The following is a 26,522-nucleotide window of genomic DNA, read 5'->3' as shown; positions in this document are numbered from 1 at the left end:
GGTGAACTCTGTGTGCTGGTCGCGACACGGCGACCGCACCGAGAAAGGTTGACCGACGATGAAGTGGAACCACCTGGCGACGCGCACCCCTGGCGGCACGGCGCTCGTGATCGGCCTCGCCACCCTCGCCATGGCCACCGCGGCCGGTGCGGCCGCTGCCGCGCCGGCCGACCATTCCCATCCGATGCTCGACACGACGTGCTCGGTGGAGCAGATCGAGGCCGCCCTCGCCACGCACGCGCCCGACCTCGCCCAGAAGCTCGCCGAGCACCCCGAGCATCGCCGGAAACTCACCGAGCTGCTGGCGAAGTCGCCCGAGGAACGACGGATCATCGTCCAGCAGCGGCAGGGCGAGCACGCCGGACACCACGACGGAAACGACGACGGGCAGCACGCCCGAATGCTCGAAGTACTCAGGGTGTGCGCGTCCTACTGACGGGCCGAGCGGTCCGCACCCGAGGGCTGTCGAACATGATCCGGACCGGGGATCACAGCGGCCGGCAGTGACACCGTGACCGTCAGCCCACCCGCGGGGTCGGCCGCCGCGCGCACGGTGCCGCCGTGCGCGTGCGCCACCGATGCGACGATCGACAGCCCGAGACCGGCGCCGCGGCGAGCGCCGGTCTCGGCGGCACGGCGGGTGGTCGCCGAGGCGCGGCGGAACGGCTCGAACAGGCCATCGAGCTCGAAGTCGGGAACCACCTGGCCGGTGTTGGCAACGATCAGCCGAACCGCGCCGGTCTCGGTGCCACACTCGATGCGCACCCGGCCGCCCGGATGGTTGTACCGCACCGCATTGTCGACGAGGTTGGATACCAGCCGCTCCAGCAGGATCGGGTCGCCATCGACCGGCGCGGTCAGCGCGTCGCAGTCGAGGGATACCCCGGCGCCGGTAGCCTCGGTCGCGCTGAGCCCGGACACATGCCGGGCGATGTCCGCCAGGTCGCAACGCCGTTGCTCGAGGAGTTGCTGCTCGCTCGATACCAGCAGCAGCAACCCGTCGATCAGCCGTTCGTGCCGCCCGTTGACGTCCAGCAGGGTCTCGCCCAGCTGCCGCAGCGACTCGGGCGCGTCGGGCCGGTCCAAGGCCACCTCGATCACGGTGCGGTTGATCGCCAGCGGCGTGCGGAGTTCGTGCGAGGCGTTGGCGACGAAACGTCGCTGGCCGTCGAAGGCGCGGTCGAGGCGTTCGAGCATGGCGTCGAAGGTGTCGGCGAGATCCTTGATCTCGTCGGGTGGCCCTTCCAGCGCGATCCGCTCGTGCAGGCTGCGATCGGCGACTCGGCGCGCGGTAGCGGTGACCCGCTGCAATGGCTGCAACGCGCGCCCGGCGAGCAGCCACCCGAAACCGGCGGCCGCGATCCCGACCACGGCCAGCGCCGTCAGCGACGAGAACAGCATCGCCCGCAGGACATCCCGGCGCTCCTGTTCGGCTTGCTCGGCGATCGCGGCGGCGAGCCGTTCGGTCGCCGGGAGCTGGTCCCCCAGTGCCAGGTGCTTACTGATGATCATGTGTGTCGTGGCCGCGGGCCGCCGATCCAGCCACTGCTCGAGCGAGAAGTACGTCACCGCGATCAGTACAGCTCCGGCCACGAAGAACGATCCGGCGTAGAGAACGGTCAGCCGTAGCCTGATGGTCGAGCGTGGGCGCCTCATCGAATCCGGTACCCCTCGCCCGGCTCGGTCTCGATCAGCGGTGGGCCGCCGAGCTTGCGGCGCAACATCATGATCGTGTACCTGACGACGCCGGTGAACGGATCGATGTTCTCGTCCCAGGCCTTCTCCAGCAGTTGTTCGGCCGAGACCACACCACCGTCGGCGCACATCAGCTCCCGCAGCACCGCGAACTCCTTGCGCGACAGTGCGATCGGCAGGCCGTCGCGGGTCAGGGTGCGGCGGTGGACGTCGAGACGCAGTCCGGCGCGGGTGAGGACCGGCGGTATCCCCGGACGCGCCCGGCGGCCCAGCGCCTGCACCCGGGCGACCAGTTCGGCGAACGCGAACGGCTTGGTCAGATAGTCGTCGGCGCCGAGGCCGAGCCCGGCGACCCGCTCACCGACCGCTGCCGCCGCGGTCAGCATCAGCACCCGGCTGCCCACCTCGTGCTCGACCATCCAGCCGCACACCTGGTCCCCCGACGCTCCGGGGATGTCACGATCGAGGACGACGACGTCGTAGTCGTTGACCGGTACTCGTTCCAGCGCGGCATCACCGTCGTAGACCACATCCACCGCCATCGCATGCCGTCGCAACCCCGTGCCGATCGCCTCGGCCAGTACCGTCTCGTCTTCGACCACAAGCACCCGCACGCGCGCCATCTTGCCCGCAGACCCTGTTTGTTCGCTGTGAGGTCGGCGTTTCCTGGATGTCGCCTACCCGTGCGCCCGGCTTCCGGACCATCGACATAGGGTTTCTCCCGACCCATCGTGGGTCACGGACCGCGTCGTCCTCCTCGGACGGTCACGGCCGCCCACCGGCACGAAGAGGCGATCTCCCTGCGATATTTCTACGACTCGGAATTCATCGAGGACGGCGTGACGATCGATCTGATCTCGATCGGCGTCGTCTGCGAGGACGGTCGCGAGTACTACGCGGTCTCCACCGAATTCGACGCGGGACGAGCCGGTCCGTGGGTGCGCAGACATGTGCTACCGAAGTTGCCGCCCACGGGATCGCCGCTGTATCGCTCCAGGGCACAGATCCGCGACGACCTGTTCAAGTTCTTCCTGCCCCGCCCGAGCGTGCAGCCGGAGCTGTGGGCCTGGGTCTCGGCCTACGACCACGTCGCGCTGTGCCAGCTCTGGGGTGACATGACCGCGCTGCCCAAGGGCATGCCGCGCTACACCAACGAGCTGCGCCAGCACTGGGCCGCGCACGGCAGCCCCGAGCTGCCGCCGATCCCCGACGATGCCCACGACGCGCTCGCCGACGCCAGGCACAACCTCGCCAAGTTCGACGCGATCGAGGCCTACCGGCGCACCCCGCGGCTGTAGAACACCCGAGACAACGAGGAAGGCCCCGAGTCGTAGCGACTCGGGGCCTTCCTCGTGTGCGTGCCGCGCGGTCAGTGACCGTGCGGCTCGTCACCGTGGGCGCGGGCCTGCTCCTCGGCGAGCGCCGTGAGCATCTTGTGCTCCTCGACGTGCTCGTTCTCGAAGTAGGCGTCGGACTCCGCCTGCGGGTCGGCCCGCAGGAAGCTACCGGTACCCGGCTTGCCCGCCGAACCCAGCTTGTTCATCTTCTTGGGCACCGGGGCACCCTGGTACTCCAGCGGGATCGCGTGGCCGTGGTCGTCGACCGGGCCCAGCGGCTGGTGCACCTCGATGTACTCACCGTGCGGCAGGCGCTTGATGACACCGGTCTCGATGCCGTGCTCGAGCACCGCCCGGTCACTGCGCTGCAGACCGATGCAGAACCGGTAGGCGACGAAGTACGCGATCGGGGGCAGCAGCAGCACGCCGATACGACCGATCCAGGTGGTCGCGTTCAGCGAGATGTCGAACTTCAGCGCGATGATGTCGTTGACACACGACAGCGTGAGCACCACGTAGAACGCGATCGCCATGGCACCGATGGCGGTACGCACCGGCACGTCGCGCGGACGCTGGAGCAGGTTGTGATGCGCCGTGTGGTCGTTGGTGAGGCGCTTCTCGATCCACGGGTAGGCGATCAGCAGCGTGAACACCAGACCCATGACCAGCGCGACCCAGAACACCGCCGGGATCGTGTAGCGACCCAGGTAGATCTCCCACGGCGGCATCAGACGCGCCATGCCGTCGGTCCACATCATGTAGAAGTCGGGCTGCGAACCCGCCGAGACCTGGGACGGGTTGTACGGACCCAGGTTCCAGATCGGGTTGATCTGCAGGATGCCGCCCATGATGCCGACGATGCCGAGGGTGAACGCGAAGAACGCGCCCTGGTCCGCGGCGAACACCGGCACGATGCGCGCGCCGACCACGTTGTTCTCGGTCCGGCCGGGGCCGGGGAACTGGGTGTGCTTCTGGTACCAGACCAGCGCGACGTGCGCGCCGATCAGCGCCAGGATGATGCCGGGCAGCAGCAGCACGTGCGCGATGTAGAGGCGCGGGATGATGATGTCGCCGGGGAAGTCGCCGCCGAACATCAACCAGTGCAGCCAGGTACCGACGACCGGGACACCGATGGTGATACCCGAGAACGCGGCGCGAAGACCGGTGCCCGAGAGCAGGTCGTCGGGCAGCGAGTAGCCGAAGAAGCCCTCGAACATCGCCAGAATCAGCAGCAGCGAGCCGATCACCCAGTTCGCCTCACGCGGCTTGCGGAACGCGCCGGTGAAGAAGATGCGGAACAGGTGGATGATGATCGACGCCGCGAACAGCAGGGCCGCCCAGTGGTGGATCTGCCGGACGAACAGACCGCCGCGCACCTCGAAGGAGATGTTCAGCGCGGTCTCGTAGGCCCGCGACATGCCGACGCCGCGCAGCGGCTGATAGGCACCGTCGTAGGTGACGTGCGCCATCGACGGGTCGAAGTACAGCGTCAGGTAGATACCCGACAGCAGCAGGATGATGAACGCGTACAGCGCGATCTCACCGAGTAGGAACGACCAGTGGGTCGGGAAGACCTTGTTGATCGACCGCTTCATGAACGCGGCGGCGCGATACCGCTCGTCCATCTCGTTGGCTTGGTTCGCCACCAGAGTGCTCATGAACGACGCTCCCAGAAGGCCGGGCCGAGCGGCTCGATGAAGTCGCCGTTGGCGACCAGGAAGCCCTCGGAGTTGACGGTGATCGGCAGCTGCGGGAGCGCGCGGGCGGCCGGACCGAAGACCGGCTTACCCCACTCGGTCGCCGAGAACTGCGACTGGTGGCAGGGGCACAGGATGCGGTTGGTCTGCTGCTCGAACAGCGAGGTGGGGCAGCCGAGGTGGGTGCAGATCTTCGAGTAGGCGAAGTAGTCGCCGTAGTTGAAGCTCTCCTGGCCCTTGCGCTTGATCGCCTTCTCCGCGTCGGCGGTGCGCAGGCGGATCAGCATGACCGCGTTGCGGATGCCGCGCAGCGACTGCAGCGTCTCGTGCTCGTTGCCGCGCCACTTCTCCTTCCACGGGAAGACGGTCTCCATGGCGCCCGCGTCCAGATCCTCCGGACGCACCAGCACGACATCCTGCGGGCGACCGGTGTCGCGGCGGATGTAGATGGTCTCGCCGGGGAAGTCCGGGGTCCAGCCCGAGACCCACAGCGGCGACTTGTCGCCCTTGGCCCACGGGTTCTTCACCATGCCGCCGACGAACACCAGCAGCGCGCCGATACCGAGCACGCCGACACCGGCGCCCGCGGTACCGAGCATCATCTTGCGGCGAGCCAGGGTGGAGGTGTCGAGCGCGTCCTGCAGCTCGGCCGCCAGGGTGCGGCGCTCGACCTCGTCGGACGGGCCGTCGTGGCGCTGCTGGATCGAGATCTCGGCGGGGATGAACCGCTTGCGGATCAGCACGACCGCGATACCGATGACCAGCACCGAGATGCCGAAGGTCAGACCGACCAGCGGGGTGAACAGCGAGTAGGCCGCATGGCCTTCGTCGCCGTTGCCCTTCCACTCCCACGGCCAGAACAGGAAGACACCGATCAGCGCGGCGGCGGCCAGGCCGGAGATGGCGAACCAGAACGTGACCGCGCGCTCGGCGCGCTTCTCGGCGCGGGTGCCGGGCACCGGCCAGCGCTCGCCGCGGTACGCGACGTCGACGCCGTCGCGCGCGGTACCGAGCTCGACCAGCTCGTCACGCGTCATCGCGTCCAGTTCGGCTTCGGTCGGTTCCCGACCCATGTCGTTGTGCTCCTGTCCACTCATGTGCGAGATCCGATCCACATCGCGGCACCCACCACGGCGGTGATGCCGATAACCCAGATCGCCAGACCTTCGGTCGCCGGGCCGAAACCGCCGAGGTCCCAGCCGCCGGGCGCCTTCTCTTCCGCGGCGTTCTTGACGTAGGCGATGATGTCGCGCTTCTCCTCCGGCGTCAGCTGCCGGTCGGAGAACTTCGGCATGTTCTGCGGGCCGGTGATCATGGCGTCGTAGATCTGCTGCTCGTTGGCCTCCGCCAGCGGCGGGGCGAACTTACCGCCGGAGAGCGCGCCACCACGGCCGGTGAAGTTGTGGCAGGAGGCGCAGTTCATGCGGAACAGCTCCGAGCCGCGGCCGATGTCGTCGCCACGCAGCGATTCCTGCGCGATCTCACCGTTGGCGTCGCGGATCACCGAGGGGCCACCGCCGTTGGCGGCGACGAACGCGCCGAGCGCGTCGGTCTGATGCGCGTCGAACTTCTCGGGCTTGCGCATGGCCTGGGCCTCGTTGCGCACCATCGGCATGCGGCCGGAGGACACCTGGAAGTAGACGGCGGCCTCGCCGACGCCGATCAGGCTGGGGCCACGATCTACCACGCCCTGCAGGTTCGCGCCGTGGCAGGTGATGCACGAGGTCTCGTAGAGCTGCTTGCCCTCGCGGATCAGCGCGGACTGGTCCTCGTTCGCGGTGGCGACCTGGGGCGCGGGGGTGAGTGCCGCGGCGAGGAAGCCGGCTCCGACCAGACCAACCAGCAACGCGAGGCCACCCGCGATACGACGGCGAACGCGACGCTGCTTACGCGCCTTGGTGGCCTGACCGTTGTCAGGGCCGGCGGGCTCGGGGGCCGACGGGGGAGATGAACTCATCTGTGTCCCTTTGGAGTAGACGGAACCGACTTGTGCAAATGCTGTGCGCCCGCGCGCTAGCGGACGAAGTAGATCGTGGCGAACAGCCCGATCCAGACGATGTCGACGAAGTGCCAGTAGTACGACACCACGATGGCGGCGGTGGCCTGGGCGGGCGTGAACTTGCTCAGCGTGGTGCGGACCAGCAGGAACACGAACGCGATCAGACCGCCGATCACGTGCAGACCGTGGAAGCCGGTGGTGATGTAGAAGACCGAGCCGTACGAGCTGCTGGAGATCGAGGTTCCCTCTTCCACCAGGTGGTAGTACTCGTAGCCCTGGCCGGCGACGAAGAACGCGCCCATCAGCAGGGTGATCATGTACCAGCGACGGAGGCCGAACACGTCGCCCTTCTCCGCGGCGAACACACCCATCTGGCATGTGAACGACGATGCGACCAGCACGGCCGTCACCGGAACGGCGAGCTTCATGTTCAGCTCGGTCGGCTCCGGGGGCCAGTTGCCGTGCGCTTGCGCGCGCGCAACGAAGTACATGGCGAAGAGGCCGGCGAAGAACATCAGCTCGCTCGACAGCCAGATGATGGTTCCGACGCTGACCATGTTGGGCCGGTTCAGCGAATGCACACGCTGAGTAATGGCCGATCCTGGGGTGCCTACTGCGGTCGTCACGGGGTAAGTATGACTCTTCGTAGTACGACAGCTGTACCCGGGTACGAAAGTTTGTCGCGAGAGTCGGAAAACCCACGCACAGAGGGGGTCTACGACCTCCGTCGGCGTGTTGGCGACGATCACGTGACAGCCCATTGTGACAGCGTTGGATGTGGATAACCTGAGACGAGGAGGCGGCGATGGTCGTGGTGCGGATGTGGCGGCGGTTGTTCGGCGGGCAGCGCGAGTCGCTCGACCCCGCGCGGACCGATCTGGTCGTGGTCGCGTCGAGCTTCGACGACGCCGAAGCCTGCTCGGCGGCGCTGGATCGGGCCGGTGAGCTCGATCGCGACGCCGACGCCGTGCTACGCCACCATCTGCGCCTGCCCGCGGACCGGATCGACGCGGCCGCCGAGATCGCCGGATACGACGGCTACGTGCGAGCCGAGGCCGTGGGCACCACCGCGGGCGAGCTGGTGCCGGTGGTCCTGCAGCGAGTGCAGCGCCTCGATCCGCTGACCTGTTCGCAGGAGCGATCCCGGATGGCCGGGCTCGCGCAGCGCCACGACGGCGTCGCCGACGGCTGGGACGCGCTGCAGCCACCGCGTCCCGCGCCGTAAACTCTGCCAACGGCGCAATAGGCTTGCGCCACCCCGCCGCGCCCGATCAGAGTTGCGCGATGGCGATGTCGAACGGAGATGCGGAGCAGATGAGCGTGCGCAGCTGGCCCCAGGTGCTCGGAACCCTCGCCGACGGCGGCGACCTGGCCGCGGACGACACCACCTGGGTGATCGACGAGATCTTCACCGACAACGCCACCGCGGCCCAGATCGCGGCCTTCGGCGTCGCCATGAAGATCAAGGGCCCCACCCCGACCGAGCTGGCCGGCATGGTCGCGGGCATGCTCGGGCACGCCCGCCTGGTGCACGTCGACGGCGACGCGGTCGACATCGTCGGCACCGGCGGCGACCGCTCCGGGTCGGTCAACATCTCCACCATGTCCTCGGTGGTCGTGGCGGCCGCCGGCGTGCCGGTGGTCAAGCACGGCAACCGGGCCGCGTCGTCCAAGGCGGGCGGCGCCGACGTGCTCGAGGCGCTGGGCGTGAAGCTGGCGCTGGGTCCGGAGTCGGTGGCGCGGTCGGTGCGCGAGGCCGGGATCGGCTTCTGTTTCGCGCCGCTGTTCCACTCGGGGCTGCGCTTCGCCGGTCCGGCGCGCAAGGAGATCGGCATCCCGACCGTGTTCAACGTGCTCGGCCCGCTCACCAACCCCGCCCAGCCGCGCGCCGGCCTGATCGGCTGCGCGTTCGCCGACCTGGCGCCGGTCATCGCGGGAGTGTTCGCCGAGCGTGGCGCGAGCGCACTGGTGGTGCGCGGCCGTGACGGGCTCGACGAGATCACGACCTCCGACGTCACCGACGTGTGGGTGGTCAGCGGCGGGCGGATCCGGCAGACCGTGCTCGATCCGATCCGGCTCGGGATTCCCCGCGTCGACCTGGACGCGCTGCGCGGCGGTGACGCCGTGGTCAACGCGGGCATCGCGCGCGAAGTGTTCGCGGGCGCGCCGGGCGCGGTGCGCGACGCGGTGCTGCTCAACTCGGCCGCCGCGATCGTCGCCTACGACCTCTCGCGCGGCGCGGGCGATGTCGACCTGGATCTGGACGCCGCCCTGACCGGCGGGCTCGAGCGCGCCGCCGCCGCGGTGGACAGCGGCGCGGCGGCGAAGCTGCTGCAGAGCTGGGCCGAGCTCACCCAGGTCCTCGACGAGTCCTGAGCGCGCGAAAGCCTCACTCCCCCAGCGAGAATCCGGCTTCCACGTCGGCGCTCGAGTACGACTTGAAGGCGATGTGGGTGGTGGTGCGCACCACGCCGGGCACCTTGTCGATGCCGCTGGTGACGACCTCGGCGATGCGCTCGTGATCGCGCACCCGCACGATCGCGATCAGATCGACGTCACCGGCGCAGGAGTACACCTCGGCGACTCCGGCGGTGTCGGCGAGGGCTTGCGCGGTCTCGGGGATACGAGAGTTCTCGGCCTGGATCAGCACGATCGCGGTAATCATGGGATCAGCGTAGAACTTCGGGGCGCTCGGTGGCCGCTTTGAACCGTCGCATCAGGTCCAGGCTCTTCACCCCGGGCGCCGATTCCACGGAACTGGACACGTCGACGCCGTACGGGCGGTGCCGGGCGATGGTGTCGGCGACGTTGTCGGCGTCGAGCCCGCCGGCCAGCACGACCTTGCCCGGCAGCGCACGCACCCAGTCGGGGAACTCCTCGAAGATCCCGGAGCCCGCGCTGGCGTCGTAGAAGAAGTACTCGCTGGTCTGTTCGGGTGCGGGCGGGGTGGACGAGCAGAACGCGAGATTCGGCAGGTCGGCCCACTGGTAGAGCTGCACCACGTCGAAGGCGTCGGCCACCTCGGCGACCTCGGCGGCCGCCAGAGCCACGACGAAGGTGGTGATCCGGCCGCGCGCGTAGCCGGCGAGGGCGCGGGCCTGCGCGGGCGTGCGGTACCGCTTGCTCTTGGGCGTGGCCATGACGCCGATCGCGGAGTAGCCGAGCTCGACGGCCCAGTCGATCTGTTCCTCGGTGGTCAGGCCGCACACCTTCACGAACATTCGCGCCTTCGCCCTTTCTTCCGCCGTCACCGGGCGTGACAGGCGGTTCCATGATCCTCCGGGCGCGCGGTCACCGTTCGGCCAGGTATCGCTCCTCCGGGCTGAGCGTGGTGGCGGCGGTGCGGGCCAGCTGGGCCCAGCCCTTCCAGCGGGCCGCGCCGTGCAGGGGTTCGCGGTAGCCCTCGCTGGTGCTGACGATGCGGGCGCCGGGCTCGGCCAGCCAGCGGGCGATGACGCCGACCTCCTCGGGGGGCGCGCCGCGCAAGGGGGGAATGTCGTCGTCGGGTAGCAGTCCGCAGCCGAAGCGAGCGTCGCCGGTGTCCGCCATGTCCGCGTAGGGCGCGGGTGTATCGACGGCGGTTGCCGTCGCCGTGACAGCCATCGGCGTGGTGGCACCGACCGACCGGCCGTGGGCGGCGCCCGCGTCACCCAGATCAGGGATGACGGTTTCGGCGGCCGCGACGATCTGGTCGACGACCGCCATGGGCGGGGTGCCGCGCCGGGCGGTGCCCGCGGCGGCGAGGCGGCCGTAGCGGATCACCGAGAACTCCCAGCCGCCCGCGCCGTCGGGCAGCGCGATGATCAGTTCCGCGAGCCGGGCCAGTGCGGCGAGGCGCTGGGTGCGGTGCAGCATGGTGACGACGGCGGCGGCGCGGTCACGCAGGCGGGCGGCTGCCTCGAAATGTTCAGCGGTGGAATGTGTTTCGATGCGGTCGAGCATCGCGCGCAGCAGGGCGTCGGAGCGGCCGGTGAGCAGGTCGCGCACCGCGTCGACGGCCGGGGCGTAGCCGGTGGCGTCCAGGTCGGCCGCGGGGCGCGCGGCCGGACAGCCGCCGACGACCGCGGGCGGGCAGGTGTGTCGCGCCGCGCGGGTGAGCCGGGTGGCGCAGGTCCGCAGGCCGGCGAATTCGGCGATCGTCGCCGCCACGTCGACGGCGTCGGTTCGGGAACCGAACGGCCCCAGCGCGATTCGTGTCGGGGTGCGTACCGCGACGAGCCGGGGGAACGCTTCGTCGCTGAGGGTGAGCCACCAGCCGCGCCGGGGGAATTTCGAGCGGCGGTTGTAGGGCGGCGCGTGCGCGGCCAGCAGACGTAGCTCGCGCACCCCCGCTTCCAGACCGTGCGCGCACACCACGTGGTCGACCCGGATCGCCAGTGCCACCATCTCTTTCATCCGGCCGCGGGTCTCCGATCCGGTGAAGTAGTTGCGGACGCGGCGGCGCAGGTTGACAGCCGTCCCTATATAGAGGACTTCATCGGACGGTCCACGGAACAGGTACACGCCGGGCGCGGTCGGCAGATCGCCGGCGAAAGTGCGCTTGGCGCGCTGGGTTCCGGTGACGCCGGGCAGGTAGTCGAGCAGCTCGGTCAGGCTGTGCACGCCCTGGTTGCCGACCCGGCCGATCAGCGCGTGCAGCACGTCGACGGTGGCGCGGGCGTCGTCGAGGGCGCGGTGCGTCGGCGTGGTCGAGGCACCCAGGATCTGAGCGAGCACGCCGAGCCGCGCCGAGGGCGCCTCGTCGCGGGTCAGCACCCGCCGGGCGAGCTTGACCGTGCACAGCACCTGCGGGTTCGGCCAGTCGATATCCTGCCGGGCTGCCGCGGCTTTGAGGAACGCGGTGTCGAAACGGGCGTTGTGCGCCACCAGGACCGCGCCCGCGGCGAACTCGAGGAAGCCGGGCAGCACCGCCTCGATCCGCGGCGCCTCGTACACCATCGCGGTGGTGATCCCGGTGATCTGCACGATCGCCGGCGGGATCGCGAACCCCGGATTCACCAGGGTCGCGAACTCCCCCAGCACTTCTCCCCCGCGCACCTTCACCGCTCCGATCTCGGTGATCGAGTCCCCGTCCGGGCTGGTCCCGGTCGTTTCCAGGTCGACGACGACGAAGGTGGTGTCGTACAGCGGTGTGTCGAGTTCGTCGAAGGCCAGCTGACGCGCGGCAGCCGGGAGCGGAACAGGATCGGGCACGGCGAGCAGCGTAGGACGAGGGTCCGACACGCTCGCCCTCGGCAATTCACCGCGAGACTTTCGTTCCGATGCGAACAAAATGACCTCGAGCAGACCCGAATGAGACCGGGCTCACAGTTTGCCGAACATCACATGACCGGGGCGAATTTCATCGGGTAAGACCGATTACCGATCCAAGGCCGCCGGAGCGCACGGCGCGCCGCCCGCGGGCACGACTGGGCGACCGACCGGTTCGACAGCCGACGAGCGGAGGCGACCTGGGGATTAACCCCTAGGGGTAGACCAATAGGCCGCGATCAAGCCGTCCACGACGCGCCGGGTAGCGGCCGGGAAGCTCCCCGAAGCCGACCTGGCGTTATCGTTTCGTGATTGGTGTGACGCAGCTCGCACGGAATGTTCGGGCGGATCGCCCGAATTGCCTTTCGGACCGATGTCCGACTTTACAAACCACCGTGATGTCTTCGTAACCTTTTCGAGACCTCACGGAGTCCACTCGGCCACGAACGGTTCGACGGGATGAAGCCCGCCGCGTCAAACGGACACGGCGTCGTGGGGCAGATTGGAAGTACCCGCATCATGGCGACCAACACCGTCAAGCGTCAGGCGCAGCGAGCCGTTGCCGCCGGAGCCGTCGGCGCTGCCACCATCGGCGCGTTCCTCCTGCCGGCCGCTCCCGCGTCGGCGACGCCGGTCACCGTCCCCGGTATCGGCACCTTCGAGGTGCCCAACGAGATCCCGCTGCCGCAGGGTATCCCCGGCATCGAGACCCCGTCGGTCCCGCAGGCCTTCACCGCGCCGCGCGCCACCGCCGCCGACATCGCCCTCGATGCCGCGCTGAGCAAGGTCGGCTCCCCCTACGTCTACGGCGCCGCGGGCCCGGACGCTTTCGACTGCTCGGGTCTGGTCCAGTGGGCCTACCGGCAGGCGGGCATGGAGCTGCCGCGTACCAGCGGCGCCCAGCTCGGTGCGGGCACCCCGGTCTCCTTCGAGGACCTGCGCCCCGGCGACCTGGTGTCCTTCTACGGCGGCGGCCACTCCGGCCTGTACGCGGGCGACGGCAACGTCGTGCACGCGGCCACCTCGGGCAGCCCGGTGCACGTCGCGTCGGTCTCCTCGATGCCGTTCGCGGGCGCTCGCCGCTTCTGATCGACGGGTACGGTGCGTCGTTCGCGGGGAAGGGCGCACCGTGACCCTTCCGTGGCCTACTGGACACGGGCATACGCGGTTCCGTAACCTGATCGAGACCTTCTCAGCGGACGAGAGGATCCGGTTCGGGTAAGGCGCTGCATCGGCGGACATCGAGAGAACGGGGCACGGCGCACTGTGACTGACCACCACCGGAACCCACGCGTTGCGCGGGGCATCGCCGGAGCCATGTCCGCCGCGATCCTGGTGTGCGCCACCTACGCCGCGGGCCCCGCCCTCGCCGATCCGGTCGCCCTGCCGACCACCGCCGGTGACGCCATCGCCCGGATGATCGACCTCTCCCGGCAGGCCGAGGCACTCAACCAGGCCTCGCTCGACGCGCAGTCCGATCTCGACGCCAAATGGGCCGTCCAGCGCGAGGCCGACGACAAGCTGGCCGCCAGCACCGCCGTCGCCGACGCCGCCCGCGCCGAGGTCCGCAAGTTCCAGCCGATGATCGATCGCACCGCGATCGCCACCTACACCGGCGCGCGCACCGATCGCATGTTCGCGGTGCTGTCGAGCAACTCACCGCAGCAGCTGCTGGACAAGATGTCCACGCTGGATGTGCTCGCGCAGCAGACCGCCGACGGCGTGCGCCAGTTCAAGAAGGCCGCCGACGCGGCCACCGCCGCCGAATCCGTGACCCGCGCGGCCGCTGATACCGCCCGCGCCGCGACCGCGGCCGCCGAGGCCGTGCGCGCCGACGTCGACCGCAAGCGCGCCGATCTCAGCGTGGCCACCACCCAGGTCGTCGAGGCCTGGGGCGCGCTCTCGGCCAAGGACAAGTCGACCCTGGCCGGTTCGCCCTTCCCGCCCGGCTTCGATCGCGACTCCCTGCTGCAGGGCCTGGTCCCCGGCAGCGGCACCAGCGCGCTGGCCGCCGCGCTGACCCGCATCGGCGACCCATATGTCTGGGGCGCCACCGGCCCCGACCGGTTCGACTGCTCCGGGCTGGTGCAGTGGGCCTTCAAGCAGGTCGGCAAGAACGTCCCGCGCACCAGCTCCCAGCAGGCGAACTTCGGCACCCCGGTGGCCAAGGACGACCTGCAGCCCGGCGACGTCGTGCTGTTCTACCCCGAGATCTCGCACGTGGGGATCTACGCGGGCAACGGCATGATGGTGCACGCCTCCACCTTCGGCGTCCCGGTCGCTGTCGCGCCGATCAACACCACCCCGTTCCACTCGGCCCGGCGATACTGAGCCGGCGGTGACCGATCCGTCCCGCCGCGCGTCCGGCCTACGATCCTGGTTCTCGGCCAACGGCCGCCTCGAATTCGCGCTCACGCTCGCCTCGGTCACCCTGTTGACCGGGGCGTGCGTCGCACTGATCCTGGTGCCGCGCAACGCCGGTCCGCTCCAGCTGGCCACCGACGAGGCCGAGGTGCTCGACACCACCGCCGACATCGACGACCCCCGGCTGACCCCGGTCCGCCGCGAGCTGCAGCCGTTCGGGCCGATCCTGGTGCGCCGGGTCGCCGCGGGTGGCGACGCCGACGCACTCGTGGTCGCCCACTCCGGGCACCGGAGCGACATCGACGTCCTCGAAAAGGAACTCGCCCCGGCGATCGCCGACGTGAGCACCGCGTGGGGCACTGACTGGAATCGCGCGCCGGTGCTCGTCGTCGCGAGCACGCCCACCGAGTTCACCGCACTGACCAGGGCGGCGGGCGCCTCGACCGGCGCCGATGTCGCCGCGGTCTCGCTCACCGGCTCCTACGTGCCCGGCACCCGGCCGACCGACCAGCGGATCGTGTTCAACCCCGATGCCCGCCGCCGGGTCGGCGACGAGGGCATGGCGACGCTGCTGCGCCACGAACTCACCCACGTCGCGACCAGGGCGGCCACCGCCGACGGCGCGCCGCTGTGGCTGGTCGAGGGCTACGCCGAGTACGTCGCGCAGCGCGCCGGGGCCACCACGTTCTCCCAGATCGCCCCCACGCTCACCACCCGGCTGCGCGCGGGCGCCCTGCCCACCGACCTGATCGGCGACGCCGAGTTCACCGGCACCGACGCGCCCTACGCCTACGAATCGGCCTGGAGCGCGTGCGCCTTCCTCGCCGACCGCTACGGCCCGGCCGCTCTCACCGCGCTGTACAGGAAGCTCGCGACCGGCCCACAGTCCCCCGCAGCCCAGGACGCCGCCTTCGCCGCCGTGCTCGGCACCTCGCGCGCCGATCTGCTCGACGGCTGGCGCGCCTGGTTACGGGGCCGCGCCGTCTGACCACCCGCCGCCCGATCACCACCCCTGGTCGAGTCACTCCGTGACACTCGCCCACCCGCCGCCCGACCACCACCCCTCATCGAGTCACTCCGTGACACTCACCTATTAGGTTGTTCACTTATGGCCCGAACTCTGCTGGTTACCAATGATTTCCCGCCTCGGCCGGGCGGCATCCAGTCCTATCTCAACGCGCTGGCCGATCAGCTGCCGCCGGACGACCTGGTCGTCTACGCGCCGCGCTGGCGCGGTGACAGCCACGAGAAGTTCGACGCCGCGCAGAAGTTCCGCGTCGTTCGGCATCCCACGACGCTCATGCTGCCGACTCCGGGCGTGATCAAGCGCGCGGGCAACCTGCTGCGCGAACACGACTGCGACACCGTGTGGTTCGGCGCGGCCGCCCCGCTGGCCGCGATGGCGCCGATGCTGCGGCGCGCGGGCGCCGAGCGCATCCTGGCCAGTACCCACGGCCACGAGGTCGGCTGGTCGATGCTGCCCGGCGCGCGGCAGGTGCTGCGCTCGATCGGCGAGCACACCGACGTCGTCACCTATGTCAGCAAGTACACCCGGGGCCGGTTCGCCTCGGCGTTCGGTCCGCGCGCCGCGCTGGAGTACCTGCCGCCGGGCGTCGACCCGGCCGAGTTCCGGCCCGACCCGGGCGCGCGCGCCGAACTGCGCGCCCGCTACGGCCTCGGTGACCGGCCGACTGTGCTGTGCCTGTCGCGCCTGGTCCCGCGCAAGGGTCAGGACATGCTGATCGTGGCGATGAGCGAGATCCGCGAACGCGTCGACGGCGCGGTCCTGGTGATCGCGGGCGGCGGACCCTACGAGATCCGGCTGCGCGGACTGGCCGAGGCGCTCGGGGTCACCGATTCCGTGGTGTTCACCGGGCGGGTGCCCTCGGGCGAGCTGGCCGCCCACCACACCATCGCCGACGTGTTCGCGATGCCGTGCCGCACCCGGGGCGCCGGGCTGGACGTCGAAGGCCTCGGGATCGTCTACCTGGAGGCCTCGGCCACCGGGGTGCCGGTCGTGGCGGGCAGTTCCGGCGGCGCGCCCGAGACCGTCCGGGAGGGCGAGACCGGTCTGGTCGTGCACGGACGCTCCGCCGAGCAGATCAGCGACGCCCTCGTCGAGCTGCTCACCGACCGCGACAAGGCGGCCGCCATGGGCGCCGCCGGGCGCGCGTGGGTGGAGGAGAACTGGCACTGGGACCGCCAGGGCGCCCGGCTGCGGGAGCTGCTGCGGTGACACCCCGGCCGCGTCCGGTGTGGCGTCCACTACGCTCAGCGAGGTGAGCAGTATCCAGGTCGCAGATCAGACCTTTCTCGCGGCGCCGCCCGCCGCGATCGCCGACGTGCTGAGCGCCACGAACAACTGGCGCCGCTGGTGGCCCGATCTCCGTCTCGACGTGCGGGAGGATCGCGGCGACAAGGGCATCCGCTGGACGGTGGCGGGCCCGCTGGACGGAACCATGGAAGTGTGGCTGGAGGCCGTCCCCGAGGGCGCGATCCTGCACTACTTCCTGCACGCCGAGCCCACCGTCGCCAAGCCGCTGACCCCGCGCGCGCTGACCGCGGCGAATCGGGCCCGCCGGGTGGCGGGCAAGCACATGTCGTTCGAATTGAAGGCACGGCTCGAGGCCGGTCGACCCGCGGGCGTCGCGCCCGTGGGCGCCGCGGCGTCCTGACACCACCGGCACCGACCGCTCGTCCCGCAGGAAAGGAACCGTTGTCCGCCATGGCCGACCGGACCCAGAGATCGATCGTCATCGAGGCGCCCTCGCAGCAGGTGATGGCCGTCATCGCGGACCTGGAGTCCTATCCGGAATGGGTGGCGGCCGCGCAGTCGGTCGAGGTGCTCGACACCGACGCCGCCGGCCGGGCGGCGACCGCGCGATTCGTGCTGGACGCCGGCGTCGTCAAGGACACCTACGTGCTGGCCTACACCTGGCGCTCCGACGGCCACGCGGTGAGCTGGCGGCTGCTCAGCGGTGACCTGCAGAAGGCCCAGGACGGCAGCTACGAACTGCGCGACCGGCCCGACGGCGGCACCGAGGTGGTCTACCAGCTGACCGTCGACTTGAACATCCCGATGATCGGCATGTTCAAGCGGAAGGCCGAGAAGGTGATCACCGATACGGCCTTGAAGGAACTGAAGAAGCGGGTCGAGGGCTGAGCGCCCCGGGCGGTACCCGCGTCGAACTGTTCGTCGGCAAGGGCGGAGTCGGCAAGACCACGCTGGCCTGCGCGACGGCCATGGCCTACGCCCGCGCCGGGCAGCGCGTGCTGATCGCCTCGCTCGACCAGGCGCATTCGCTCGGTGACGCGCTCGGATTCCGTTTCCCGCACGATCCGGGCACCGTCGCCGGGGTCGCCAGGGTGGCGCCCGGACTCGAGGTGATCGAAATCGACTCCCTCGCCCTGCTCGAGGACCGGTTCCGCGACGTGGTGCGGATGCTGGCCAAGGGCGGCGGCCACGATCACGGCGTCGACCTGACCGCGATCGATCCGGCCGAGCTGACCGGCCTGCCCGGCGTGCAGGAACTGCTGATGCTGGTGGAGATCGCCCAGTTCACCGAGGAGGACGACTGGGACGTCGTCGTCGTCGACTGCCCGCCTTCGGCCGACATGCTGCGTCTGGTCACCGCGCCGGACACCCTGCTCACCTACCTCGAACGGCTCTGGCCGCGGCACGCGCGCACGATGAGCGCGATCGGCCCCGACCTGCGCAAGGCGGTGCTGGCCGCCACGGTCGAGCGGATCGTCGGCGCCGTCACCGGGGTCCGCGACCTGCTCGCCGATCGCACCCGCACCAGCGCCCGGCTGATCACCGGTCCCGAACAGGTCGCCGTCGCCGAGTCCCGGCGCGTGCGTTCGGCGGCCGCGCTGCTCGGCCTGCGGCTGGACGCGGTGGTGGTGAACAAGGTGCTGCCGCAGGTGCCCCCGCCCGGCGAGAACGCCCACCCGGCCGTGCACTGGTACCTGAACCGGCGCGCCGAGCAGCTCGAGGTGGTGGCGCGGCTGCACGAGCAGATCACCGACGTCCCGATCCTGATCGCCCAGCACGCGGGTGCCGAGCCGGCCGGACTGAGTTCGCTGTCCGCGTTCTCCTACGCGGTCGACACGCTGCCCGGCCCGCACGCTCAGAGCGCACAATCGGGCGAACCGATGGTTCGATGGGAGTCGGGCTCCGGTGTCGACTCCGTGTACGCGATGCGGATGCGGCTGCCGGTGGTCGATCCCGGCACCTTGCGGCTGGGCCGAGTGGAGGACGATCTGATCGTGGGAGCCGACGGGGTACGCACACGCGTACGGCTCGCGCCGGTGCTGCAACGCTGCACGGTGGCGGGCGCCGAACTCGACGACGGTCATCTCGTGGTCCGCTTCCGGCCCGATCCGCAGCTCTGGCCCGCCGATCCGAACTACACGAAGGCCACCGCAGATGAGCAGTGACTCCCAGTCCGACCGCCGCGGCCACCACCCCGACGGCTTCGCCGAGTTCACCGAGGAGCTGCGGCTGCTGGCCGAAGTGCTGCTGGCCAGAGTCGAACCGGTGCTGCGCCGCACCGCCGCCGACGGGCAGGCCGATCTCGGCGGCTGCGCCTGGTGCCCGGTCTGCGCGGCCGCGGCGCTGGTGCGCGGCGACCACCACGACGTGGTCGCCGCCCTCGCCGAGCACGGCACCTCGATGGTGACGGTGCTGCGCGAAGCGCTCGCCGGTGTCCCCGTGGAGCCGGTGCTACCGCCGGAGTGGGCTGAATACGCTGCCGCACACCATGATTCGCACGATCCCGCGTGGTCTCACCAGCACGGCGCCACCGACGCCCGACCGGGTCACGGCACCGAAGGGCCGCACAACGGCGCCCACGGCCACGCCCCGGCGTCCGGCGACGGCACCCGGTCTGCCGCCGGCACCGGAGGGCAGCACAACGGTGCCGCGGGTCCGGACAGCGGCTCGGCGACCCCGGCCGATCCCGCGGACGAGTCCCGCTCCGCCCCGGACGAACACCCCGACACCGCGCCCCGATCCCGCCTCCGCTGGGGTTCGGCCCGTCCCGACGGCACCCCCCGCCCACGCCGGGTCGACGAATACACCGCGCCCCGGCCACCGGGCGCCCCGACCCGCACCGCGGCGGGCCCGCACGTCCCGGCCGACAACGACGCGGGCACCGGCCTCTTCGCGACGCAGGCGCCGCACCAGGCCGAGAACGCCGAGCGTCCCGGCGACGATCGATCACGGCCCACCCGCGCGCCACGCTCGCGTTATGTCGATATTCCGGTGACGATCCGGGGATGACACAGCGGATCGACCGTCAACACCTGCTCACCGTCGGCGTCGATGTCGGTGGCACGAACATCCGCGCCTCGGTCGTCGACGCCGAGGGCGAGCTACTCGATTCCGTGCAGGCACCGACGCCGCACTCGGCACGCGCGCTCGAGGACGCCATCGACCGCGCGGTCCGCGAACTGGCGGGCAGGCACCCGATCGCCGCGGTCGGCCTGGCCGTCGCCGGTTTCATCTCCGAGGACCGCTCCACGGTCCGGTTCGCGCCGCACCTGCCCTGGCAGGACGCCCCGGTCGCGCAGCGGCTGACCGCGCGGCTCGGGCTGCCGGTGATCCTGGAGCACGACGCGAACGCCGCGGGCTGGGCCGAGTACCACTTCGGGGCCGCCGCGGGCGGGCACACCGTGGTCCTGGTCGCGATCGGCACCGGCATCGGCGCCGCCCTGCTCATCGACGGAAAGCTCTACCGCGGTAGCCACGGCGTCGCCCCCGAACTCGGGCATCTGCAGGTGGTGCCGGAGGGCCGCGCCTGCGCCTGCGGCAAGCGCGGCTGCTGGGAGCGCTACTGCAGTGGCACCGCGCTGGCCGACACCGCGATCGAACTGCTGGCCACCGATCCGGTGCGCTCGGTGCTCGCCAGGGACGTCATCCGCGATCCCGGCTCGCTGACCGGCCGCCGGGTGGCGGGCGCGGCCCAGGACGGCGATCCGCTCGCGGTCCGGGTGATGGCCGATTTCGCGCGCTGGCTCGGGCTCGGCCTGGCCTTCGTCAGCGACATCTTCGATCCCGATCTGGTGGTGATCGCCGGTGGCGTGAGCAGTTCGGCGCCGCTGTTCCTCGACGAGGCGCGCGAGCACTACGCGAGCGCGGTCACCGGTGCCGGGCACCGCCCCCTGGCGCGACTGCGCACCACCCAGCTCGGAGAGGCAGCGGGCATGATCGGCGCGGCCGAATTGGCCAGGGCCGCGGTCGACACGCCGGTGGCGGGTCGCACCGGGAGATGAGTGTCACAACCATGCATTGCGGCTACCGTCCTGGGTTGGTTGTGACCTGCGACCAGCGGTAAAGTCGCTTTCCGACGAGGCTGCACACAACGATCCCGGTTCCGGTCCCGGGGAAAGGACGCCATGTTCTACTGGCTGCTCAAGTTCGTTCTCGTAGGACCGTTCATGCATCTGTACAACCGGCCCGAGGTGGAAGGCGTCGAGAACATCCCGACCGACGGTCCGGCGATCATGGCGGGTAATCACCTCTCCTTCGCCGACTGGCTGTTCGCGCCGCTGCTGAGCCCGCGCCGGATCAACTACCTCGCCAAGGCGGAGTACTTCACCACCCCCGGCATCAAGGGCCGCCTGCAGAAGTTCTTCTTCAGCGGCACCGGCCAGTACCCGATCGACCGCAGCGGCGCCTCCGCCGCCGAGGACGCGCTCAACGCGGCCCGCAAGCTGCTCGACGAGGGCAGACTGGTCGGCCTGTACCCGGAGGGCACCCGCTCCCCCGACGGCCGCCTGTACAAGGGCAAGACCGGCATGGCGCGGCTGGCACTGGAGACCGGCGTTCCGGTCATCCCGGTCGCCGTCATCGGCACCGACAAGGTGAGCCCGCCCGGACCGTTCAAGTGGCGTAGGCAGAAGGTCACCCTCAAGTTCGGTGCCCCGCTGGACTTCTCGCGCTACGAGGGCATGAGCGGTAACCGCTTCGTCGAGCGCGCCGTCACCGACGAGGTGATGTACGAGCTGATGCGCCTCACCGGCCAGGAATACGTCGACGTCTACGCGCACAGCCTGAAGAAGGGCGTCGCCCCCACCGACCGCCAGCTCGAGGCCACCCGCATCCCCGACACCGCCGCCGGCTGAGGCGTCATGCGGCGCCCGGCGCCGCGATGAGCTGACCCACAGCACCGGCCGACGGCAAGCGGATCATAAGCGCCGTCGGCCACACTGCTCACATGTTCAAGCAATTACTGGCCGCGGCCGGCGTCGGCGGCGCCGAGGTGGAAACCGAATTGTTCACCCCGGGTGCGCAACCCGGCGGGATCGTCGAGGGTGTGGTCCGGCTGCGTGGCGGCCGCGTCGACCAGTCGATCGGGCACGTGGCCGTCGAGTTCGTCACCCGCGTCGAGCGTGAATACGCCGACGGCGAGGAGCACGTCAGCGAGCACGGCTTCGGCCGGGCCGGGGTGGCCGGGCCGTTCACCCTGATCGCGGGCACGGTGGCCGAATTGCGGTTCGCCGCACCGGTTCCCTTCGAGACACCGATCACCTTCTTCGACGGCCGGCACCTGCCGGGCGCCGGTGTCGCGCTGCGCACCGTGGTCGACATCCACGGCGCCGTCGACGCCACCGACACCGATCCGCTCGGCATCGGGGCACTGCCCGCCCAGCACGTCGTGCTGGATGCCGTGCGGCGCATGGGCTTCGGGCTGCACCGCACCGATGTGGAGGCGGGCACCATCGCGGGCACGCCGCAGCTGCTGCCGTTCTATCAGGAGATCGAGTTCGGTCGCTCGCACCATTTTCCCCGGGTGAACCAGCTCGAACTCACCTTCGTCGCCGCCGAGCACGGCATGAGCGTCGTCCTGGAGGCCGATATCGAGGGCGGCTGGTTCCGCGAGGACCGCGACGGCATCGGCTCCTTCTGGGTCGACTACGCGCAACTGGCACACCACGACTGGACCACCGAGATCCATCGCACGCTGCAGGGGCTCGGCGCGCTCGGCTGAGCTACCCGCGCCGACCCGCGACGCGCCGCCCACCCGGTTGATAGCCTGCACAGAGCACGACGCCGGGCAGGCGTCGACTCATTCCGGCGGGGCAGTGAGGTGAACATGGTCGGTCGCGACCCCGAGCGCACGGTGGTGCCGTTCGCCCGCTCCGCTCCGGATCCGCGCACCGGCCATCCCCCCACCGGCAAGGTCGTGCGCGGCGCCCGGCTGGCCGCGGTCCCGGTCGCCTATGCCGGGCGGCGCATCGCCGGGTTCGGCAAGAAGGCGATCGGGCGGGCGCCCGAGGCCGTCGACCGCGACATCCGGGCGCGCACCGCCGAGCATCTGTTCCAGGTACTCGGCGAGCTCAAGGGCTGCGTCGCGAAACTGGGTCAGCTGCTCGGTCTGCTGGAGCTGGGTCTGGCCCCCGATCTGGCCGAACCGTTCCGGCAGGCGCTGGCGCGGCTGCACGATTCGGCGCCGGCCATGCTGCCCGCCGCCGTGCACACCGAACTCGCCGCGCATCTGGGCCCCGACTGGCGTTCGCTGTTCCTGGAATTCGACGACCGCGCTGCCGCGGCGGCGTCGGTCGGCCAGGTCCACCGCGCCCGCTGGCACGACGGCACACCGGTCGCGGTGAAGGTGATGTATCCCGGTGCGCGCCGTGCCGTCCTGGCCGACCTGCAAGCCCTGCGCCGCGCCACTCCGCTGTTCACGGCGCTGCTGCCCGGCGCGGACACCCGCCCGGTGATCGAGGCACTGTGCGAGGAGATCAACGCCGAACTCGACTACGCCCGCGAGGCGGCCAACCTGCGGGTGTTCGCGGCCGCCTTCGCCGACGATCCCGATGTGGTGCTGAGCCGGGTGATCGCTCAGCACGGCGACGTCCTGGTCACCGAGTGGCTCGACGGTGTCCCGTTGTCGCGGTTGATCATCCGTGGCGAGGCGGCCGAGCTCGACCGGCTCGGCGTGCTGATCCTGCGTTTCTTGTTCTCCGCGCCCGCCCGCGCCGGCCTGGTCTACGGCGACCCGCACCCGGGCAACTTCCTGCGTATGCCCGACGGCCGCCTCGGCGTCGTCGACTTCGGCGCGTGCACGCCGTGGCCCGCCGCCTTCCTCGATGTCGCGGGCGATGTCGGTGCCGCGGTGATCGCCGACTCCCCCGCCGACCTCGAGGCCGCCATCCGCCGCCACGGCTTCGTCGCACCGGGCCGCGAGCTCGACATCGCCACCGTGGCGGCCCGCCTGCAACCGGTGCGCGACGCCCTGCTGTCCCCCACCTACCCGCTCTCCGCCGACTGGCTGCGCAAGCAGGTCCGCATCGCCACCGACCTGCGCCTGTCGAACGTGTTGCGCCAGTTGACGATGCCGCCCGGCCATACCCCCATCCTGCGCTCCTTCCTCGGCGGCGTCGCCGTGCTGTGCCAGCTGCAGACCGAGGTCCCGCTCCGCGCCGAGTGCACCCGCTGGTACCCCGACACCGCCGCCGCGGTGGGTCTGTGAATCCGCCCGCCGCCTAGGATCGGCCCGTGGTGCACTGGGACATTCCGCGCACGCCGATGGGGGCGCTGCTGACGACCCGCCTCGGCGAGGAGCGTGGCGTCCCGACCGCGGTCTGTCTACGCGGCACCGGCCTCACCGCCGGGATGCTGGCGGATCCGGCCGCCGAGATCTCCGCGGCCGCCGAGCTGGCGGTGATCGCCAATCTGATCCGGGAACTCGGCGATCCGCCCGGCCTCGGTGTGCGGGCGGGCAGCCTGTTCCGGCTCACCTCCTACGGCATGTGGGGTTTCGCGCTGATCAGCAGCCCGACCCTGCGCTCGGCGATCCAGGCGGGCCTGCAGTTCATCGACCTCACCTTCGCCTTCAGCGATATCCAGGTGCGCCGCAGCGAGGAGGAACTCCAGCTGGTCCTCACCGCCCCCGATGTGGCCGCTCCGCTGCGGCGCTTCGTGATCGAACGCGATATGGCGGCCATCCAGATGCTGAACCGGGACCTGCTCGCGGCACCGATACCGATCAACCACGTGCGCTTCGCCTTTCCGCCGCCGCCCCCGGCGGCGGGCTGGCTCTACACCGAGACTTTCGGGCTGACACCGGAATTCGATGCCGGGGAGTGCCTGGCGGGATTCGACCAAGCCCTCGTCGATGCCCCGCTGCCGCAGGCGAACGAGCACACCGCCGCCGTCGCCATCGAGCACTGCCGCGAGCTGCTGGACCGGCGCGTCGCCCGCAGCGGGACCGCGGGGCAGGTGCGCGACATCCTCGTCGCGCAGCTCGCGCACCCGCCGGACGCGGCCCGGCTGGCAGCGATGCTGTTCGTCAGCGAACGCACCCTGCGGCACCGGCTGGCCAGGGAGGGTACCTCCTACCGAGCGCTGCTCGACGAGGTCCGCGAACGCATCGCCGAGGAGATGCTGGTGACCCGCGGCCTACCGGTCACCGAGATCGCCCACCGCCTCGGCTACGTCGAGGTCTCGAGCTTCTCCCAGGCGTTCCGCCGCTGGAAGGGCATGGGCCCCCGCGCCTATCGCGATCGACTCGCCACCCGCTGACGTCAGTTCCGCGCCGCCACCGCGTCGTCCAGGGCGGCCGGAAACCGGTGCTCGGGCGCCAGCCGGTAGTCGAGCAGGTACACCGGGTGGCCTGCCGCGTCGGCCAGGTGGGCCACCAGGGGTTCGCAGCAGCGATTCGGCCGCGCTCATCGGGCCGGCACGACCGGTTCGGTGGCCGGGGTGACGATGAACTCGGCGTCGTCGAACCGGCGCAGCCGCCTGCGATAGTCGAAGGTGAACCCCGGCCAATTGTTGGTGTTGCGGCCCGCCGCGGTGGTGTACCAGCTCGTGCAGCCGCTGTTCCACACCGTCGCGCTGATCGCGTCCTGCACTGCGGCAGTCGATCGCTGCTGGACCTCCGGCCGCACCTCGATCGCACGCGCGCCGCGGGCGAGCCGGTCCACTGCCTGGAGTACATAGCCGAACTGGGACTCGAGCATGTAGACGATCGAGTTGTGGCCCAGGTTGGTGTTCGGTCCGTAGAGGATGAACAGGTTCGGGAAGCCCGCGACCGTGATCCCGTGGTGGGCGTGCGCGCCCTCGCGCCAGACGTCGTCGAGGCGCAGGCCGTCACGGCCGTGCACCGTCATCGGCGCGAGGAACTCGTTGGCCTGGAATCCGGTGCCGAGCAACAGCGCGTCGACCTCGTGCAGAACGCCGTCGGCGGTGCGCAGGCCGGTCGGTTCGATGCGGGTGATCGACTCGGTCACCACGTCGACGTTCGGCCGGTTGAGGGCCTGGTAGTAGTCGTTGGAGATCAGGATCCGCTTGCACCCGATCTTCGTCGCGGGCGTGAGCCGTTCCCGTAGCGCCGCGTCGGGCACCTGCGCGGCCAGATAGCGTTCGAAACGCCGCTGCACCAACGCCATCGCCTGCGGGAACTTGGTGAATGCGAACGCGCGCGGCTCCAGCGCGAGATAGGTGGCCGCGCGCGAGAGCGCCAGCAGTCCCGGCACCCGGCGCAGCGCGGTGTGGGCGAGGGCGCTGTAGGCGTAGTCCGGCTTGGGGATGACGTGGGCGGCCTCGCGCTGGAACAGTTCGAGGCGCGCGGCCCGCTGCGCCACCCGGGGCACGAACTGGATCGCCGACGCGCCGGTGCCGATCACCGCGACGCGTTTGCCGTCGAGGTCGTAGTCGTGATCCCAGGTAGCGGAATGGAACATCGCACCGGCGAAGTCGTCGATACCCTCGATCGCCGGAACAGCCGGGCGGCTGAGCTGACCGGTCGCGGCCACCAGCGCGCGCACCCGGAACTCCTCGCCGTCGGCGACGCGCACCACCCACTCGCCACGGTCCGCGTCGTAGTCCGCCGAGGTCACCTCGGCGCCGAAGCGGATGTGCCGGCGCAGGTCGTACCGGTCGGCGACCTCGCGCAGGTAGGCCAGAATCTCCGGCTGCGCGGCGAAGCGGCGCGTCCAGTCCGATTTCGGGGCGAAGGAGAACGAGTACAGGTGGGACGGCACATCACACGCGGCACCCGGGTAGGTGTTGTCGCGCCAGGTGCCGCCGACGTCGTCGGCGCGTTCGAACAGCACGATGTCGTCGTAACCCGCCGCTTTCAGGCGCACGGCCATACCGAGCCCGGCGAATCCGGTCCCGATGATCCCCACCGAGGGACGAGTGGTGTGTGCAGTCATGCCGATCACGGT

General features: G+C 70.5%; 27 protein-coding genes and 1 pseudogene. 17 read left to right on the top strand and 11 right to left on the bottom strand.

Going from position 1 to position 26,522, the window contains the following annotated elements:
* The first annotated feature begins 58 nt into the window (after positions 1-58).
* Positions 59-436, top strand: coding sequence for a hemophore-related protein (locus tag NV348_RS27990; protein WP_447149527.1), 378 nt, complete (start codon positions 59-61; stop codon positions 434-436).
* Here NV348_RS27990 and NV348_RS27985 read toward each other — a convergent pair.
* Together NV348_RS27985 and NV348_RS27980 are read right to left on the bottom strand one after the other, a co-directional pair.
* Positions 430-1,656 carry a sensor histidine kinase gene (locus NV348_RS27985; RefSeq protein WP_447149526.1) on the bottom strand — a complete coding sequence of 409 codons (1,227 nt, stop codon included), beginning with the start codon at positions 1,654-1,656 and terminating at the stop codon, positions 430-432. The genes NV348_RS27990 and NV348_RS27985 overlap by 7 nt on opposite strands.
* Complete coding sequence (locus NV348_RS27980) at positions 1,653-2,309, bottom strand: response regulator transcription factor (RefSeq protein ID WP_447149525.1); 657 nt, start codon at positions 2,307-2,309, stop codon at positions 1,653-1,655. Before NV348_RS27980 ends, NV348_RS27985 begins: the two co-directional genes overlap by 4 nt.
* A gap of 186 nt (positions 2,310-2,495) precedes the next feature.
* On the opposite strand from NV348_RS27980, the gene NV348_RS27975 reads away from it, so the two are divergent.
* A complete protein-coding gene (locus NV348_RS27975; RefSeq protein WP_447151159.1) occupies positions 2,496-2,993 on the top strand; it encodes a polyadenylate-specific 3'-exoribonuclease AS in 498 nt (165 codons plus the stop codon).
* A 71-nt stretch (positions 2,994-3,064) separates the two neighbouring features.
* Here NV348_RS27975 and qcrB read toward each other — a convergent pair whose 3' ends face one another.
* The 4 genes from qcrB to ctaE are packed head-to-tail and all read right to left on the bottom strand — an operon-like array spanning position 3,065 to position 7,354.
* Complete coding sequence (gene qcrB / locus NV348_RS27970; RefSeq protein ID WP_447149524.1) at positions 3,065-4,690, bottom strand: cytochrome bc1 complex cytochrome b subunit; 1,626 nt, start codon at positions 4,688-4,690, stop codon at positions 3,065-3,067.
* Entirely contained in the window at positions 4,687-5,826 is a 1,140-nt protein-coding gene (qcrA, locus tag NV348_RS27965) for a cytochrome bc1 complex Rieske iron-sulfur subunit (RefSeq protein ID WP_447149523.1), read from the bottom strand. The genes qcrB and qcrA overlap by 4 nt, the downstream gene beginning before the upstream one ends.
* The gene (qcrC, locus tag NV348_RS27960; RefSeq protein ID WP_447149522.1) at positions 5,823-6,686 is read right to left on the bottom strand and encodes a cytochrome bc1 complex diheme cytochrome c subunit; all 864 of its coding nucleotides are present in this window, start codon (positions 6,684-6,686) and stop codon (positions 5,823-5,825) included. Before qcrC ends, qcrA begins: the two co-directional genes overlap by 4 nt.
* Before the next feature lie 56 nt (positions 6,687-6,742).
* Positions 6,743-7,354 carry an aa3-type cytochrome oxidase subunit III gene (ctaE, locus tag NV348_RS27955; protein ID WP_447149521.1) on the bottom strand — a complete coding sequence of 204 codons (612 nt, stop codon included), beginning with the start codon at positions 7,352-7,354 and terminating at the stop codon, positions 6,743-6,745.
* Positions 7,355-7,533: 179 nt separating this feature from the next.
* Here ctaE and NV348_RS27950 point away from each other — a divergent pair, with 179 nt between their 5' ends.
* Positions 7,534-7,953 (top strand): hypothetical protein, encoded by a 420-nt coding sequence (locus NV348_RS27950; protein WP_447149520.1) that lies wholly within the window; start codon positions 7,534-7,536, stop codon positions 7,951-7,953.
* Between the two features lie 89 nt (positions 7,954-8,042).
* Positions 8,043-9,104, top strand: coding sequence for an anthranilate phosphoribosyltransferase (trpD, locus tag NV348_RS27945; RefSeq protein ID WP_447151158.1), 1,062 nt, complete (start codon positions 8,043-8,045; stop codon positions 9,102-9,104).
* Positions 9,105-9,117: 13 nt separating this feature from the next.
* Here trpD and NV348_RS27940 read toward each other — a convergent pair whose 3' ends face one another.
* The 3 genes from NV348_RS27940 to NV348_RS27930 form a co-directional block, all read right to left on the bottom strand.
* Positions 9,118-9,393: an Lrp/AsnC family transcriptional regulator gene (locus NV348_RS27940; protein WP_218717263.1), complete on the bottom strand. Its 276-nt coding sequence runs from the start codon at positions 9,391-9,393 to the stop codon at positions 9,118-9,120.
* 4 nt (positions 9,394-9,397) lie between these two features.
* Positions 9,398-9,949, bottom strand: a complete 552-nt coding sequence (gene trpF, locus NV348_RS27935) for a phosphoribosylanthranilate isomerase (protein ID WP_447149519.1) — start codon at positions 9,947-9,949, stop codon at positions 9,398-9,400.
* 70 nt (positions 9,950-10,019) lie between these two features.
* Positions 10,020-11,921, bottom strand: a complete 1,902-nt coding sequence (locus NV348_RS27930; RefSeq protein ID WP_447149518.1) for a DEDD exonuclease domain-containing protein — start codon at positions 11,919-11,921, stop codon at positions 10,020-10,022.
* Between the two features lie 576 nt (positions 11,922-12,497).
* On the opposite strand from NV348_RS27930, the gene NV348_RS27925 reads away from it, so the two are divergent.
* From NV348_RS27925 to NV348_RS27865, 13 genes are all read left to right on the top strand, one after another.
* Positions 12,498-13,067 carry a C40 family peptidase gene (locus NV348_RS27925; protein WP_447149517.1) on the top strand — a complete coding sequence of 190 codons (570 nt, stop codon included), beginning with the start codon at positions 12,498-12,500 and terminating at the stop codon, positions 13,065-13,067.
* Positions 13,068-13,295: 228 nt separating this feature from the next.
* Entirely contained in the window at positions 13,296-14,309 is a 1,014-nt protein-coding gene (locus tag NV348_RS27920) for an NlpC/P60 family protein (protein WP_447149516.1), read from the top strand.
* A 7-nt stretch (positions 14,310-14,316) separates the two neighbouring features.
* Complete coding sequence (locus tag NV348_RS27915) at positions 14,317-15,330, top strand: hypothetical protein (protein WP_447149515.1); 1,014 nt, start codon at positions 14,317-14,319, stop codon at positions 15,328-15,330.
* Between the two features lie 120 nt (positions 15,331-15,450).
* The gene (locus NV348_RS27910; RefSeq protein ID WP_447149514.1) at positions 15,451-16,578 is read left to right on the top strand and encodes a glycosyltransferase family 4 protein; all 1,128 of its coding nucleotides are present in this window, start codon (positions 15,451-15,453) and stop codon (positions 16,576-16,578) included.
* Between the two features lie 43 nt (positions 16,579-16,621).
* The gene (locus NV348_RS27905) at positions 16,622-17,017 is read left to right on the top strand and encodes a polyketide cyclase / dehydrase and lipid transport (protein ID WP_447149513.1); all 396 of its coding nucleotides are present in this window, start codon (positions 16,622-16,624) and stop codon (positions 17,015-17,017) included.
* Between the two features lie 50 nt (positions 17,018-17,067).
* On the top strand, positions 17,068-17,505 hold the full coding sequence (locus NV348_RS27900; RefSeq protein WP_447149512.1) for an SRPBCC family protein: 438 nt from the start codon (positions 17,068-17,070) through the stop codon (positions 17,503-17,505).
* Positions 17,502-18,782 carry an ArsA family ATPase gene (locus NV348_RS27895; RefSeq protein WP_447151157.1) on the top strand — a complete coding sequence of 427 codons (1,281 nt, stop codon included), beginning with the start codon at positions 17,502-17,504 and terminating at the stop codon, positions 18,780-18,782. Before NV348_RS27900 ends, NV348_RS27895 begins: the two co-directional genes overlap by 4 nt.
* Positions 18,772-19,626 (top strand): hypothetical protein, encoded by an 855-nt coding sequence (locus tag NV348_RS27890; protein ID WP_447149511.1) that lies wholly within the window; start codon positions 18,772-18,774, stop codon positions 19,624-19,626. The genes NV348_RS27895 and NV348_RS27890 overlap by 11 nt, the downstream gene beginning before the upstream one ends.
* On the top strand, positions 19,623-20,618 hold the full coding sequence (locus NV348_RS27885; RefSeq protein WP_447149510.1) for an ROK family protein: 996 nt from the start codon (positions 19,623-19,625) through the stop codon (positions 20,616-20,618). The genes NV348_RS27890 and NV348_RS27885 overlap by 4 nt, the downstream gene beginning before the upstream one ends.
* A 123-nt stretch (positions 20,619-20,741) precedes the next feature.
* Complete coding sequence (locus NV348_RS27880) at positions 20,742-21,470, top strand: lysophospholipid acyltransferase family protein (RefSeq protein WP_447149509.1); 729 nt, start codon at positions 20,742-20,744, stop codon at positions 21,468-21,470.
* Between the two features lie 92 nt (positions 21,471-21,562).
* Positions 21,563-22,336 (top strand): sporulation protein, encoded by a 774-nt coding sequence (locus NV348_RS27875; protein ID WP_447149508.1) that lies wholly within the window; start codon positions 21,563-21,565, stop codon positions 22,334-22,336.
* Positions 22,337-22,441: 105 nt separating this feature from the next.
* Positions 22,442-23,821: an ABC1 kinase family protein gene (locus NV348_RS27870; protein ID WP_447149507.1), complete on the top strand. Its 1,380-nt coding sequence runs from the start codon at positions 22,442-22,444 to the stop codon at positions 23,819-23,821.
* A gap of 26 nt (positions 23,822-23,847) precedes the next feature.
* A complete protein-coding gene (locus NV348_RS27865) occupies positions 23,848-24,873 on the top strand; it encodes an AraC family transcriptional regulator (protein ID WP_447149506.1) in 1,026 nt (341 codons plus the stop codon).
* Between the two features lie 11 nt (positions 24,874-24,884).
* Here the strand turns inward: NV348_RS27865 and NV348_RS27860 are convergent.
* Both NV348_RS27860 and NV348_RS27855 read right to left on the bottom strand, forming a co-directional pair.
* A pseudogene (locus NV348_RS27860) lies at positions 24,885-24,992 on the bottom strand (alpha/beta hydrolase fold domain-containing protein); the annotation flags it as partial.
* Positions 24,993-25,019: 27 nt separating this feature from the next.
* On the bottom strand, positions 25,020-26,510 hold the full coding sequence (locus NV348_RS27855; RefSeq protein ID WP_447149505.1) for a flavin-containing monooxygenase: 1,491 nt from the start codon (positions 26,508-26,510) through the stop codon (positions 25,020-25,022).
* Positions 26,511-26,522 lie beyond the last annotated feature (12 nt).

It is taken from the genome of Nocardia fodinahabitans (genome assembly GCF_052983615.1).
This window is presented reverse-complemented; position numbering and strand designations above follow the sequence as displayed.

Coding starts and splice junctions, on each gene's coding strand:
- NV348_RS27990 (WP_447149527.1), top strand. CDS start 59: ATGAAGTGGAACCACCTGGCGACGCGCACCCCTGGCGGCACGGCGCTC.
- NV348_RS27985 (WP_447149526.1), bottom strand. CDS start 1,656: ATGAGGCGCCCACGCTCGACCATCAGGCTACGGCTGACCGTTCTCTAC.
- qcrB (WP_447149524.1), bottom strand. CDS start 4,690: ATGAGCACTCTGGTGGCGAACCAAGCCAACGAGATGGACGAGCGGTAT.
- qcrA (WP_447149523.1), bottom strand. CDS start 5,826: ATGAGTGGACAGGAGCACAACGACATGGGTCGGGAACCGACCGAAGCC.
- qcrC (WP_447149522.1), bottom strand. CDS start 6,686: ATGAGTTCATCTCCCCCGTCGGCCCCCGAGCCCGCCGGCCCTGACAAC.
- NV348_RS27950 (WP_447149520.1), top strand. CDS start 7,534: ATGGTCGTGGTGCGGATGTGGCGGCGGTTGTTCGGCGGGCAGCGCGAG.
- trpD (WP_447151158.1), top strand. CDS start 8,043: ATGAGCGTGCGCAGCTGGCCCCAGGTGCTCGGAACCCTCGCCGACGGC.
- NV348_RS27940 (WP_218717263.1), bottom strand. CDS start 9,393: ATGATTACCGCGATCGTGCTGATCCAGGCCGAGAACTCTCGTATCCCC.
- trpF (WP_447149519.1), bottom strand. CDS start 9,949: ATGTTCGTGAAGGTGTGCGGCCTGACCACCGAGGAACAGATCGACTGG.
- NV348_RS27925 (WP_447149517.1), top strand. CDS start 12,498: ATGGCGACCAACACCGTCAAGCGTCAGGCGCAGCGAGCCGTTGCCGCC.
- NV348_RS27920 (WP_447149516.1), top strand. CDS start 13,296: ATGTCCGCCGCGATCCTGGTGTGCGCCACCTACGCCGCGGGCCCCGCC.
- NV348_RS27910 (WP_447149514.1), top strand. CDS start 15,451: ATGGCCCGAACTCTGCTGGTTACCAATGATTTCCCGCCTCGGCCGGGC.
- NV348_RS27900 (WP_447149512.1), top strand. CDS start 17,068: ATGGCCGACCGGACCCAGAGATCGATCGTCATCGAGGCGCCCTCGCAG.
- NV348_RS27890 (WP_447149511.1), top strand. CDS start 18,772: ATGAGCAGTGACTCCCAGTCCGACCGCCGCGGCCACCACCCCGACGGC.
- NV348_RS27885 (WP_447149510.1), top strand. CDS start 19,623: ATGACACAGCGGATCGACCGTCAACACCTGCTCACCGTCGGCGTCGAT.
- NV348_RS27880 (WP_447149509.1), top strand. CDS start 20,742: ATGTTCTACTGGCTGCTCAAGTTCGTTCTCGTAGGACCGTTCATGCAT.
- NV348_RS27875 (WP_447149508.1), top strand. CDS start 21,563: ATGTTCAAGCAATTACTGGCCGCGGCCGGCGTCGGCGGCGCCGAGGTG.
- NV348_RS27870 (WP_447149507.1), top strand. CDS start 22,442: ATGGTCGGTCGCGACCCCGAGCGCACGGTGGTGCCGTTCGCCCGCTCC.
- NV348_RS27855 (WP_447149505.1), bottom strand. CDS start 26,510: ATGACTGCACACACCACTCGTCCCTCGGTGGGGATCATCGGGACCGGA.